Source organism: Paenibacillus roseus (genome assembly GCF_016424485.1).
Taxonomy (GTDB): domain Bacteria; phylum Bacillota; class Bacilli; order Paenibacillales; family Paenibacillaceae; genus Paenibacillus_D; species Paenibacillus_D roseus.
In genome coordinates this window covers 17,317-30,102 of sequence record NZ_JAELUP010000011.1, presented here as the reverse complement: position 1 = coordinate 30,102, position 12,786 = coordinate 17,317, and the positions used below count along the sequence as shown (strand labels likewise).

Below are 12,786 nucleotides of genomic sequence, written 5' to 3'. Positions count from 1 at the left end.
TCCGGAATGCCCTGAAACAGCTCTAATAAACTTTTTTTCATCACAAGTTCATCTCCTGTTGGAAGCTTATCCTTGTGATTTCGACATTCACCCTTAATTTTCCTTGCTTGTGCTCAGTTTCGTAAGCGATTGCCCTGGTGCCCTCGCCTGCAAGCCTCTACCCCTAGCGCTGTCGCCATATGCGTTTTCCCAGTGCCGACAGCCCCCATGAGCAGCAAATTCTCGCGCTGCCCTAGCCAATTCATCGCTAACAGCGTCTCCAATGTACAACCCGAGGGAAACGAAATATGCTCGCGCGTGTAGCCGTCAAAGGTTTTCAAATGCGGAAATCCCGCTGCCCGACAAGCTTGCCCAGCCGGTCTCGGCGCCGTCCCTCACGTTCAGCCAGCAGGAGCCGTTCGACGAGCTCGCGGGTCTGCTCATCCTGCTGCTGCGCCACATACTCGACCACATGCGCTAATCGAAGCTGCCGGCATAGTTCCGCTAAATCGGGTTTCATCGTCAGCTCACCCCCATCAGGCGATCATACGGTTGTAGCGTTGTGGCCGCTTGGGCACCCGGAGGCGAAAGCGTCTCGTGCCAGGCTACCGGAATGTTGCGGTTAACTTGGATCAAGCCGAGCGCTGCTGTGAGCTGGGCGACCGTAGGCTCGCCAGACGCCGCTTGCAATTTGCGCGATCGAGTAGACGCTACACCAATGCGCAAGCGCCTGTAGCCGCTCCTTGCGGATGGCATGATCCACCACACGGACATAGGCCTGCACCGTCTCCGGCAGCATCCGTATGAACTGCGAGTGGTTGACGCTGCGTGGCTTGCGGAGCAGGTTGGCAAAGACTTGTTCCCAGGTGACTTCGGCCGTTTTACCGGTATACGGACGCGGCACCTCACACACCTGTTGATGCTCATTCGTCAAGATAACCAGCCGATCCCAGAAGGTCTGAATGAACACCTCGCTGCCCGGCGGTACAAGGCCCACCAGCGGGATCGTAGTCCCCTCAAAGCGAATCTCGCCGTATTTGTTCACAACCGCCGCTCCGAGTCGGAACGGTTGGAATGCCTCCTCCGGCAGGGCCAGCAAATGCGCACGGTCTGCTTCCCACAATTTCGCGATGCGGACGCCTTTAGCGTAGTGGGATCGCTCTCGGTCCTGCCGTGCTTGCTCCGTAAAATAGGCGACCAACTGCTCGTGGGTTTCGTACAGCGGAAGCGGTACCGCCCAATTCCGCTTGGCATACCCACACTTACTCTCCACGTTCCCCTTTTCGTGTCCGCTGTACGGATTGCAAAACACGGCTTCGATTCGGTAGTGAGCGCAAAATCGCTGAAAGCCCTCTGTGAGCTGGCGCTCGCCATCCCTTCTCGATGTGGACAACGGCGGCCGGCAGATTATCGAACCAGATCCGCCCTGGAACACCGCCCATCTCTTGGAAGCACTGTTTCATCCCCTCGAGGAAGCATTCTTGATTCTCCGCCGGCATCGGGTAGACGAACGCCGCATTGCTGTGCGGAAAGGAGACGACGAGCAGTTTGTATGTCATGAGCTGCTGATCCCGGCTCACCTGAATCGTCGTAAAGTCCACTTGCGCTTCCCCAGGTGGATGCTCTAGTCGCTCATACGTTTTCGCCCGTTCCAAGGCCATCCTGTTCTTCTGCTGCTTCACGTAAGACAGCACCGTTCATTGCCCACCTGTAAAAGCATGCTCTGCTTTTAAGCGTTGAAAGATACGAACGCCGGTGTGCCGCTACTTGCGCGGGAGAAGCTGATCCTCCTCGAGCCACGTATCCACCATCTCCATAAACGGCCCCATGACAGGACTGCTGCTTTTACGTTTCCCGAGGGATACATTCCAATTGCTTTGATCGGCGTACCGCTTGGCGGTTCGCCAGTGAATGCCCACCTGTCTCGCGATGTCACTCACGGATAGCCCTTCTGATTCTCTTAAAAATTTGATATCCTCTTGTTGAGGCATTTTCAGCATTCCTTCCCGTCTCCTTCGTCAAGTTCTCGCAAACCTAACGATAGGAGAATAATAGGGGCTGGCAAGTGTCTCTTTTTCCTTGCCGTTACTTGAGCATTTTTACGCTGCCATTCTCGGCACTTTTATTATGCAATAAACACCCTGCTTCGCTCAGGTGATGTGGTGTATCCTTTTGCTACCGAGCTTTATGATCCGCAGGGGACAAGTAAAATTGAACTGGCTTGCGAGATGATTAGGTCCGCTCCGGTGTCCAAGCATCCAACCTATGTGCTCATGGATTCCTAGTATCCCTCCTTTTCTGTTCTCCAAGCCAGTGCAGAGCAAGGCTTTCATGTGATTCGTGGCTTGAAAACCAACCGCATTTTCTATCCTCAAGGCATTCGACAATCCTCAGGGGTTTTGCTTCCTATATCTCGAAATCGGACACCGATCTGGTGCCCAGCGGCTCCTCCGCTTATCGCGTGTATCGCTATGAAGGAAAGCTGAATCTCTTGGAAAACGTCGTTGTACTTCTGGGTTGGAAAGAAGGGGAGGGGCTCGATCCCAAACAAATGAAAGCATTTCTAAGCACCAATGTTTCACCGACAAACGAAAAGATTCTTAGCTACTACAGCAAACGCTGGGCAGTTGAAACTTACTTTCGAACGGCCAAAGTATATTTAGCCATGGATCGCTACCAGGTTCGATCAACTCAAGCCATTGAGCGTTATCTGACTCTTCTGATGATTGTTTCCGTGTGTTGCATCTATGATAGCAGGGGGAGCCTGACAGATGGCTTGCTTCACTACCGTTCACTGAAAAAGCAGTGCATGATTGAATATATCTACTACCTTGCACAGTCAGGAGCTACATTAGCCCAAATTTAAACGCGGCTCAGAGCGGCATTGGGGTACTGTTGGTTTTTTCAATTCCAAATTATTGAAGCGAGTGTTGGCAAGTACAGTTAACAATTTGCATATGTTTATATTTCACAGAATCTATTGTATATGACAAAAATAAATGGTAGATTGTGTAATATGTCATACAATAACATATGGAGACAAATAAATGAAGATTCAATTGGAAAATGTCATACGGTTTGCTCAGTATGTAGCACAAAGCGAAAAATCTTTCTCAGATAAAATCAACTTCTTACTTGAAAATAATGCACATCAATACACTTGTAATACTAGGGTCAAACCAACGGACTATTTTGAGTTGATCTCAGGCCTGTCGGCAACTTGTCCCTCAACTGCATTGAGTTTTTCGATGCATCTATACACGCAATGGGGAATGAAACATATACTTCCGAACGGGAAACTGGATGAAGTCATGGGCACAGATATTGATAATAAAAAATTATTTGGGTCGCTGAACGAGCCGGGAATTTATTTTGTGAGGGAAAACCAGTTGATTCCAGATCACTTCGTAATCCATGCGAAAAGGACAAAGGATGGATATCTAGTAAATGGGGTAAAAAAATTTGTTTCGTTAGAGCCGTTTGTACATTTCCTTCCCGTATATTGTTATGTGGATAATCCACTAGGACATGAGGCGCGAATTGCGATCCTACTCATAAGGAAAAGTGCTGAAGGCATTTGCATAGAAGAGGATTGGGATACCATATCAATGACAGAAAGTTATAGCAATAGTGTACGCTTTCACAATGTTCATGTTCCACATGATGATGTTCTCTTAAAGGAAAAAGATGCATTACAGAAAACGAATGTGTTTGCCTATCTATATCGACTAAGTATTGTATCGGTATACTATGGTATAGCCAAGAAGGCTTACCAGTTTGTATTGGACTACTGTAAGGAAAAACAAGTGCCTCATACAAATCGAACTTTATCTTTCTTCCCTGGTGTTCAATTTTCAGTTGCAGAAATATCGATTCTACTAGAGGGAAGTCGTTCGCAAATTATCAGATATTGTGAACTGCTTAAACTATTTCTTGAAGGTAAGCCTTCAGTTGACAATATCAATATCGTCAGTTTGATGGCCAAAGAGATTGTTGTAAAGAATGCAGAACAGGTCGTCAATCTCGCGATGAAAATTGTCGGAATCAGCAGCATCACCAATGGAAATGTACTTTCGAAGCTGTATCAAGATGTGAAGGCAGGTCAATTTCACCCCCCTCAATACGATGTAGCTTACGAAATGATTGCCAAACATGAACTAGGCGTGTTGACTCACCGAACCCGATGGTTATAGAAAGGGGTAACATAATGAATGTATCACTTGTCATACCGGCGAAGCTCGTAGATAAGGTAGGGATTTTGCAAGAGCGAATTCCATACTTATCGGAAAGTATTTTAGGAATGACATATTGCAAAGATAAGCATGTTGTTGAATTGATTCTGAATGATAATGAAATGGAATCAGAGCAAGTGAGCGAGTTGAGAGAGTCTTATCAGGATCTGTGCAGTAGTCTTGAAAATACACGTGTTATAAAAGAACGGGTTGTAAAAAGTAATCTGGTTCCGGGTAACTCTGCACAATGGGGAGTAAATAAAGATGATTTGGGATATTCCCATTTCATGAATGAGTATGACATTATGTTGATGGAACGTCTGGATAAAGAATTTATCAAAATTGCAATAAAGCATGGGGCAGAACAGCGAGAATATCCATCTGTGTTAAGCAAACACAACATGACACGAAACCAATATCACATCCATTTCCCACAAAACATATACGGGGTTACAACTGTGCCGCATGATTACAAAGCGATTAACAATTTTCGCAAGAAGGCCCAAATAGATTCCTATGATGAATCCTTTGTATTTCAAGGTGAGATACTACAGCCTTGTATATGCTACCACTGCTATGAGGAGCTACAGGGGAAGATTCTACTTGATGGAAAAATGCTCACAGGGAAGGGAAATTGCTTCCGGCACGAAATCGAATGGAGAAAAGATAACTTTAGACGCAGTGAGTTTACGATGCGGGAAATTGTATATATCGGAAAAGAGAACCCAGTAGTTGAGACGCGCAATCAAATTATGGAAGATGTCTGGGTTTTATTTGAATCTTTAGGTTTGAAGGGAAGAATTACTACAGCTACTGATCCATTCTTCTTTAGTCAGGATTTGAAGACAAAAGGAACATACCAGATGATGAGCAATGCTAAATATGAACTGCTTGTTACCACATCAAGTGGTAAAGAAGTTTCAATTGCGTCCTTTAATTACTGTCAGGATATGCTTTGTTCCAAGTATGAGATAAAAGGTAGTGACGAAGCCGCATTGCATTCCGGTTGTGCGGCATTTGGAATTGACCGATGGAAAGAAGCTCTCAAAGATATACATGGTTCAGATCTGAAGGAATGGCCTGAAATAGATGTGGGGAGGGGAGTATTACTTTGACAATCCCACAATTTTCTACGTTGGAACAGGTAATTTCTAAGAAGTTAAGTGAAGTATTTAATAGAGAAGTTAACTTTGACTATGAGACTGACTTACGAAATGAGGGCTTGGACTCGATCAAGACGATCGAGTTAATTGTTAACTTGGAAGTTGAGTTTAATATTCAAATTGATGATCAAGATCTATTGATTGAAAACTTCTCAAGAGTTACCAAAATCAAAAAATTACTCTCAGAAAAATATGGTGTTCTACCATGAATCGTTCAGTCATATTAGTTGAGTCGGGCAATCGGGGTGTTGAGATCCCATCTTTCAGAAAACTAGGATTTTATGTAATATTTCTTACTGCAGGTGTTATTCCTTATGATCAAGAAAATATAGATCATGCCACGAAAATCATTACGGACAGAGGAATTGTTCAGCATGAACGACTTGTTGAAATCATAAGTGAACTTCACAATTCAAATACAATCGAGACGATTTGCTCAACAAGTGACTTTTTTATACCTTCAGTATGCCAGCTATGTGAACATTACGGATACCGCTCCTTGAACTCTGGATCTGCATTGACTTTTCATCATAAAGATAAGTTTAGGGCAAGTCAAAAGGAACTCCATTATAACGTTCCGGAATTTTACGCTTTTGAGGATTTAACTGCCGCAGTTCAGTTTTATAACAAGGCTATGAAGAAAGAATGGATATTCAAACCTATCAATGGAAATGAGTCAGTTGCGGTGCAACTCATTAAGTCCGAGCAGGAACTAAGGGATTGCTATAAACAACTAAATTATCTCTCGCGATATACGGGTTCCTTGTTGAAATCGCGCTTTTTGTTGGAAGAATATATTGAAGGTAACATATATAGCTGTGAATTTATGGCCTCAGGCAGTCAGCTTCAAATGTTCGGGGTAACCAATCGATTAATGAGCGAGTTACCTTATTTCGTAGAACTAGGGTATACGTTTCCGATCCATGGAGACATTGCAGAGATGGTCGTTGAAGAAACGAAGAGATTTGTTCAGGACTTTCAATATGATTTTGGCCCATGCCACATCGAGTATATAGTCAGTCCTGAAAACAAAATATATATCTTGGAAGTCAACCCGCGATTGGTCGGTCCGCCTAATCCATGGATGATTGATCATGCTTTGGGAATCTCTATTTTCGACATCGTTTGCTCACTATATGTCACTGGTGAGATGCCTGATATAGCTTTTTTCGATTCTAAGTACACAACGTGTCTAGAGGTAACAAGTCCTGTCTCAGGATATATGAACCGATTAAATATTGAAGAGAAATACCTTAATCGAAATGATATTCATATCATCCTTCTTAAAGAGAAAGAAGAATATATTAATAGTGCTACATCAAATACGGATATCCTTGCCAGGGTACTTACAGTTTCTTGCAGTATTCAAGAGGCTCAAAAGCTTGCTAAAGAGATATACGAGAGTATTCGTCTTGAAGTAAGTGTACAACCACTTGCTTTATCAATACAAAACGATGAGTGGTCAATATAGAGCTATTGCTAAAGAGGGATGATCAGTGGTGAGTATATTTGAAGAGATTGAATCCAATGTAAGATCGTACTGCAGATCATTTCCTGATACATTCTCAAGTGCCAAAGGCTCCTTTGTATATGCTACCTCAGGGAAGCAATACATTGATTTTTTTACAGGTGCAGGCGCGCTTAACTATGGTCATAACCACGAGCATATGAAGAGAAGAATTATAGAGTATCTAGAATCGGACGGCATCGTCCACTCGTTAGATATGTATACAGTAGCGAAAGAACAGTTTCTTCAAACATTTCGTTCAAAAATATTAGATAAGGGGGATTATCCCTACAAAGTACAGTTTTGTGGACCGACTGGTACGAATGCTGTTGAAGCGGCAATTAAACTGGCCAGGAAAGTGACTAAAAGAGTTGGAGTATTTGCGTTTACGGGCAGTTTTCATGGGATGTCTCTAGGCAGTCTTTCTGTTACAAGTAATCACTATCATAGACAAGCAGCCGGTATTCCATTATCCCATGTTACTTTTATTCCGTACCCGGGTGACACCTACAATATTGATTCAATTGATTATATTGAAAAAGTATTGCAGGATGATCACTCTGGCGTAGACAAGCCTGCAGCTATTATTGTAGAGACCATTCAAGCTGAAGGCGGCATTAATGTAGCTCCAATTGAATGGTTACAAGCGCTAAATGAAATATGTAAAAAGCATGAGATCTTACTTATCTGCGATGATGTACAAGTAGGCTGTGGACGTACGGGTTCCTTCTTGTCATTTGAAGATGCTGGCATCGTTCCTGATCTCGTTATACTATCTAAGTCCATCAGCGGCTATGGTCTGCCAATGGCTCTCTTATTAATAAATGAGCGATATGATATTTGGACTCCAGGGGAACATAATGGCACATTCCGTGGTAATCAGTTGGCAATTGTTGCAGCAACTGCTGGACTTGAGTTATGGAGTTCGAGTCAGTTTCAAAAAGAAGTAGGCTGGAAATCTTCATTAATAAAGACGATCCTTGAAAGATATATTTCCAGTATTGAACTAAATATTGAAATAAGAGGTAAAGGAATGATATGGGGCATTGATTTTAGTGGCATACATGCCAAAGAGAAAGCAAATGAAATCAGAGATAAATGTTTCTCGAATGGATTGATTGTCGAGTGTGTCGGACGGCAAGATACGGTCGTAAAAATACTTCCAGCATTAACAATAGAGCCAGAAATATTAAGACAGGGCCTCGAAATATTAGTGGATAGTATCGCAGTCGCATTAAAGCAAGCCACAGTTACTTAAACTGGAGTGAAATTATGGAACAAGCTACAATAAAAGCGGGAAATCAATCTAGTCCTAGTCAAAAGCGCCAACTGTTGAAAATATATTGGTGGACACTTAGCTTTATTAAACCGTATAAGGGCCTATTTGTAACTAGTTTATTCCTAGGATTAATGATTGCTTCCGCACAAATTGTAATACCCAAATTTATTCAAATGCTAGTAGATGACGTTCTTCCATCTAATGATTTGTTGAGATATCGAGAAATACTCGCAGTACTGTCAGGTGTGATTACAATTGTAATCATCGCCACCATATTGAAGTATGTAACGGATCGTAAAGTGCAGGAGTGGGTTGCAGGTGATATGCAAATAGGTGTATTTCAAAAGATGCGCAGTTTAGGGTACTCATTCTATGAAAAGTATCCTGTTGGTGAGATTTACTCCTTATTTCATACAGAGGTTGAAGCAATCCAGAAAATCAATCGACAGTACCTTCCGACCATTGTTCAGTATACAATTTCTTTTGCGGTGACCTTTACATTCATGGCAATGCTCAATTGGAAGCTCTCACTAGTGTTTATACCAGGAATTCTTATCTATTATCTGATTGGGCCCTATTTCGAAAGGAAGTCTGCTGAATATGCTAAGAAACTGGCGGATTCTCATGCAGAACTAAACAAAAAACAATATGATAGTATCTCCGCTATGATGGAACTGCGAGCTTATGGGCAAGAAAAGTGGAACCTGGATCAGCTGCTGAAACAAGACCAAAAGACAGCGGCTATCAATGTAATATTTTTCAAACTGATCAACTACCGAGGGGCATTTCGAAGAGTGGCGGTTTACTTTAGTGGTATTTTAATGTTTGTAAGCGGATACTATTTAGTTTCTAAAGGACTGCTCACAATTGGAGAGTTTATAGCCTTCACTATTTTATACTACAAGGTGATGTTCGATCTTACTATTTTAATTACGAATTTGACGGAACAGCGAGTTTTGCTGCATCAGACCATTCGACTATATTCCTTTATGGAGCTTGCACCCGATGTTGAGGAAATCGAACACCCAGAGGAACTGTCTCAAGTTAGAGGAGGGATTGAATTTCGAAATATCCGTTTCGGTTATACTTCCTCATCGGATGTAGTGAAGAACATTAACCTTTCGATACAGCCAGGAGAAAAAGTCGCATTGGTTGGTACGAGCGGACATGGGAAGTCCAGCTTGATTAAACTTCTAGCCAGATTTTACGATCCAAGTGAAGGTACGGTTTATCTAGACAATGTTAATTTAACACAACTCTCATTAAAACAGCTAAGAGAAAGCATAGGTTACGTTTTCCAAGAAACCTACTTATATGGAGACACCATTAAGGAAAATATTCAATTTGGCAATGAGAATGCAACGGATGAAGACATCATTGTTGCGGCTAAAGCAGCTTCAGCTCATGAGTTTATTATCGCACTGCCTGAAGGATACGATACAGTCATCGGTGAGCGTGGGAACAAGCTTTCAGGTGGTCAGCGACAACGAATTGCCATTGCTCGCATGATTTTGAAGAATCCCAGAATTATTGTCTTGGATGAAGCGACATCCGCACTTGATCATGAGAATGAGGCGGAAGTTAAAAAAGCCTTGGATCAATTGTTTAAAGGTCGAACGACGATCGCAGTAGCACATCGAATATCCACCATTCAGCATTTTGACAAAATTGTTGTTGTAGAAAATGGTGAAATTGCTGAAGTTGGAACTTATGACAGTTTGCTTGAGAGAAGAGGAGCATTTTATCAACTTCTAATGGGGGAGAAGAGAAGTGCTGCAAACACTTAGATGGATCTTTAATTATATTGCACAAGTCAAGCACATTTACATTAGTGCATTAATCTTGCTGGTAATCTCTGTTGTAACTAATTTGCTTATTACGATTAGTCAAAAATATATCATTGATGATGTATTTATTGCCGGTAATTATCACTTGTTTCCATACTTTTTAGGTTTCTTTCTCTTGATGGCATGCTTGTACATTGCTTCATGGTGTTTTAAGGACATCCTATTCGAACGTGCCTCAGATAAACTGAGACTGATTATGAGAAAAGAGTACATGCAGTTTCTTTACAGAATGCCAGTAAAAGATTACCAGAAAGAAAGAATTGGCAGTTTTGTATCTTACCTAAATGAATTTATGAATTCAAAGAATGTATATATTTGGATCTTTCCAGAACTAATAGAAAAGTTGCTCAATCTCATTTTGCTTTTAGCAATTGTAGGTTATGTTATGCCGGAATTATTGGTAATCATTATTCCTCTCTCCATAGTATTTATTGTTCAAGGCAAATACTTTGGCTCGCGAATCCAGAGATTATCGGTTGAGAGAAATGAATTAAAAACTGAACATAATGTCAATATCGAAGAGGGAATTTCCTCATCAAGGGAAGTCGTTGCGTTTCATAAAGTTCATTGGGAAGTTAAAAAGCTCAAACAAAGCTTTCAACGGTATCTGAATAAGATATTTGCTATGGTCAGGTTGGAAAGAAAGCAGCTCTACATCTCAGAACCATTACGATGGGGCTCCAATTTATTGATTTTAGGTTATGGAGGATATCAGGTTATTCAAGGGAACGTGTCGATAGGAACATTCGTTGTTTTCTACCAGTTATCTATTCAGTTACTTGATGCAATACAGGGTGTATATAATTCAATTATGCAATTTTCCAATGCTTATGGAGGCATGTACAAAGCAAAAGATATTATTCAAGGAGAACAGATCGATATTGGCAATACTGCAATTACCAATGCCATCCAAAACATTGTCTTAAAAGATGTCAGTTTCTCGTATACAAATGAGCAAGCGAGAGTTTTGGAATCCATATCGATGGAAATCCCTGTTGGGGAAAAGGTAGCTATTATTGGAGAAAGTGGTTCAGGGAAGTCAACTATTGCTCAATTGCTGCTTCGATTTCACGAACCTAGTAAGGGGAAAATTGAAATAAATAAGATTCCACTTAACCAAATTTCGAGAGCATCATGGACTCATAAAGTACATGCAGTGTTTCAAGATCCATATTTATTTCCAGATACGATTCGTTCCAACATACTTATGGGACGTGATTTTTCAGAGGATCAGATCGTCCAAGCATGTAAAATCACTGAGATACATCAAACGATCAGTGAGCTTCCTGAAGGATATGATACGATTTTAGGGGAACGTGGCATTACGTTATCTGGGGGTCAACGACAGAGAGTTTCCTTAGCAAGAGCAATTATTGGCAACCCTGAAGTATTAATTCTAGATGAAGCCACATCAGCGTTAGATTTAGAGACAGAGAGAAGAGTTCAAGAAAACATTGATTCAATGAGGAAAGGGAAAACCACCATCATCATTGCTCATCGATTATCTACCGTTGAGAACGCAGATATTTGTTACTCGCTTCATAAAGGAAAAGTAACTGTTGCATAAACCAAGATGTAGTTCATTAAAAATAAATGAAATGGAGCGTAAATTGTGGTAATTAATTTGAACATTAGTAACGAAGATAAGTTAGTGTTGTTGCTTGCTAAACCACTATGGGCAGACGATGAACGGGCATCTATTGTTGAATTACTAGAGTCTTATCTTGATTGGAGTAAAGTAATAGGTTTGCTTCAGTACCATCGCATTTCCGGTATCGCATATCGAAATCTTAACTTGTATTTTTCTGAAGAGGCAATCAAATTTTCATATGAAAAATTTCTGTCTATGTTATATCAAAGCTATATCATGCAAAAAAATAAAACGCAAGAACAGTGGGAATACACAAATCGAGTTTGCAAAGCATTAAATGAAGACGGAATAGACTATGTAATGCTAAAAGGTATTATATTGTCTTCGTGCGTGTATGAGGACCTCGGGGCTCGAAATTTTGGAGACACGGATATTTTAATACATAGCAGCCAAATAAACAAAGCCATGCAGTGTTTACTCAAGTTAGGGTACGTACAAGGTAAAATGTTGATGGGTGAAGAGGACATTATAAAAAGTAGCAGGAAGGATACCATGCTATGGTCTTTAATCTCCCACGAGGTACACCCATTTGTTTTGAAAACGCCTGACTGTTCTTTAATCAGGTATCATGATGTGGATTTGCAGTTTTCTTTAGATTTGAATACGGGGAATCGAACGGATAACGCAGTACATGATCTGATTGCATGCTCGAGTTCGGTAACAATCGGTGACGTAACAGTTAAAACGTTGGGATGGGAAGATTTCCTAGTGTTCTTATGCATTCATTATTATAAGGAAGTGACAACACTAAAAGAGGTAACATCATACAATGACATCGTTTTATATAAGCTTTGCGATATTTACTATTTGATTGCAAATAAGAACATCAAGTTGAATTGGGAAAAAGTGGTATATAAGGCTGAATTCACACAATCAACCAAGGGAGTTTACTATACGCTGTTGAATCTTTGTCAGATTTATGGAGAGGTTGTACCAGTTGAGCTTCTGAATCAAGTTAAACCCCAAGACTTGTCTTATCTAGATGAAGTTTATCACTACAACAGTAATGAAGTAGCAGCCACGTACAAGTTATCTTTTATAGAGCGTCTCGTTCACCCCAACCGTCCTACGATCTTGAAATTCAAATGAAGTTTGTAGTGAATGTAGATGAATTCTGGTAAAGGGGAG

The 12,786-nt window shown here is 41.3% G+C and carries 14 protein-coding genes; 9 read left to right on the top strand and 5 right to left on the bottom strand.

The genetic code is table 11. The features are described 5' to 3' along the window. Positions 1 to 113: 113 nt before the first annotated feature. The 5 genes from JFN88_RS24390 to JFN88_RS04495 all read right to left on the bottom strand — a co-directional run bounded on the left by JFN88_RS24390 (position 114) and on the right by JFN88_RS04495 (position 1,979). A complete protein-coding gene (locus tag JFN88_RS24390) occupies positions 114 to 320 on the bottom strand; it encodes an ATP-binding protein (protein WP_233167400.1) in 207 nt (68 codons plus the stop codon). Further along, positions 317 to 499 carry a hypothetical protein gene (locus tag JFN88_RS24385; RefSeq protein WP_233167399.1) on the bottom strand — a complete coding sequence of 61 codons (183 nt, stop codon included), beginning with the start codon at positions 497 to 499 and terminating at the stop codon, positions 317 to 319. The genes JFN88_RS24390 and JFN88_RS24385 overlap by 4 nt, the downstream gene beginning before the upstream one ends. Before the next feature lie 102 nt (positions 500 to 601). Continuing rightward, on the bottom strand, positions 602 to 1,252 hold the full coding sequence (locus JFN88_RS04505) for a hypothetical protein (RefSeq protein WP_199018137.1): 651 nt from the start codon (positions 1,250 to 1,252) through the stop codon (positions 602 to 604). Beyond that, entirely contained in the window at positions 1,242 to 1,673 is a 432-nt protein-coding gene (locus JFN88_RS04500) for a transposase (protein ID WP_199018136.1), read from the bottom strand. The genes JFN88_RS04505 and JFN88_RS04500 overlap by 11 nt, the downstream gene beginning before the upstream one ends. A gap of 69 nt (positions 1,674 to 1,742) precedes the next feature. Next, complete coding sequence (locus JFN88_RS04495) at positions 1,743 to 1,979, bottom strand: hypothetical protein (protein WP_199018135.1); 237 nt, start codon at positions 1,977 to 1,979, stop codon at positions 1,743 to 1,745. 491 nt (positions 1,980 to 2,470) lie between these two features. Here JFN88_RS04495 and JFN88_RS04490 point away from each other — a divergent pair, with 491 nt between their 5' ends. The 9 genes from JFN88_RS04490 to JFN88_RS04450 all read left to right on the top strand — a co-directional run bounded on the left by JFN88_RS04490 (position 2,471) and on the right by JFN88_RS04450 (position 12,747). Beyond that, the gene (locus JFN88_RS04490; RefSeq protein ID WP_199018134.1) at positions 2,471 to 2,845 is read left to right on the top strand and encodes a transposase; all 375 of its coding nucleotides are present in this window, start codon (positions 2,471 to 2,473) and stop codon (positions 2,843 to 2,845) included. Positions 2,846 to 3,026: 181 nt separating this feature from the next. After that, positions 3,027 to 4,172: an acyl-CoA dehydrogenase family protein gene (locus JFN88_RS04485; RefSeq protein ID WP_199018133.1), complete on the top strand. Its 1,146-nt coding sequence runs from the start codon at positions 3,027 to 3,029 to the stop codon at positions 4,170 to 4,172. A gap of 14 nt (positions 4,173 to 4,186) precedes the next feature. Further along, complete coding sequence (locus JFN88_RS04480) at positions 4,187 to 5,326, top strand: aminoacyl--tRNA ligase-related protein (protein WP_199018132.1); 1,140 nt, start codon at positions 4,187 to 4,189, stop codon at positions 5,324 to 5,326. Continuing rightward, a complete protein-coding gene (locus JFN88_RS04475) occupies positions 5,323 to 5,583 on the top strand; it encodes an acyl carrier protein (protein WP_199018131.1) in 261 nt (86 codons plus the stop codon). Before JFN88_RS04480 ends, JFN88_RS04475 begins: the two co-directional genes overlap by 4 nt. Further along, on the top strand, positions 5,580 to 6,845 hold the full coding sequence (locus JFN88_RS04470; protein ID WP_199018130.1) for an ATP-grasp domain-containing protein: 1,266 nt from the start codon (positions 5,580 to 5,582) through the stop codon (positions 6,843 to 6,845). Before JFN88_RS04475 ends, JFN88_RS04470 begins: the two co-directional genes overlap by 4 nt. A gap of 28 nt (positions 6,846 to 6,873) precedes the next feature. After that, positions 6,874 to 8,139, top strand: coding sequence for a diaminobutyrate--2-oxoglutarate transaminase (gene ectB, locus JFN88_RS04465; protein ID WP_199018138.1), 1,266 nt, complete (start codon positions 6,874 to 6,876; stop codon positions 8,137 to 8,139). A gap of 14 nt (positions 8,140 to 8,153) precedes the next feature. Then, positions 8,154 to 9,947: an ABC transporter ATP-binding protein gene (locus JFN88_RS04460; protein WP_199018129.1), complete on the top strand. Its 1,794-nt coding sequence runs from the start codon at positions 8,154 to 8,156 to the stop codon at positions 9,945 to 9,947. Continuing rightward, a complete protein-coding gene (locus JFN88_RS04455) occupies positions 9,931 to 11,574 on the top strand; it encodes an ABC transporter ATP-binding protein (RefSeq protein ID WP_199018128.1) in 1,644 nt (547 codons plus the stop codon). Before JFN88_RS04460 ends, JFN88_RS04455 begins: the two co-directional genes overlap by 17 nt. 45 nt (positions 11,575 to 11,619) lie before the next feature. Then, positions 11,620 to 12,747, top strand: coding sequence for a nucleotidyltransferase family protein (locus JFN88_RS04450; protein WP_199018127.1), 1,128 nt, complete (start codon positions 11,620 to 11,622; stop codon positions 12,745 to 12,747). Positions 12,748 to 12,786: the final 39 nt, after the last annotated feature.

What these genes read in the sequence shown, in the direction of transcription:
- JFN88_RS24385 (WP_233167399.1), bottom strand. Translation starts at nt 499, where the DNA reads ATGAAACCCGATTTAGCGGAACTATGCCGGCAGCTTCGATTAGCGCAT.
- JFN88_RS04495 (WP_199018135.1), bottom strand. Translation starts at nt 1,979, where the DNA reads ATGCTGAAAATGCCTCAACAAGAGGATATCAAATTTTTAAGAGAATCA.
- JFN88_RS04485 (WP_199018133.1), top strand. Translation starts at nt 3,027, where the DNA reads ATGAAGATTCAATTGGAAAATGTCATACGGTTTGCTCAGTATGTAGCA.
- JFN88_RS04480 (WP_199018132.1), top strand. Translation starts at nt 4,187, where the DNA reads ATGAATGTATCACTTGTCATACCGGCGAAGCTCGTAGATAAGGTAGGG.
- JFN88_RS04470 (WP_199018130.1), top strand. Translation starts at nt 5,580, where the DNA reads ATGAATCGTTCAGTCATATTAGTTGAGTCGGGCAATCGGGGTGTTGAG.
- JFN88_RS04460 (WP_199018129.1), top strand. Translation starts at nt 8,154, where the DNA reads ATGGAACAAGCTACAATAAAAGCGGGAAATCAATCTAGTCCTAGTCAA.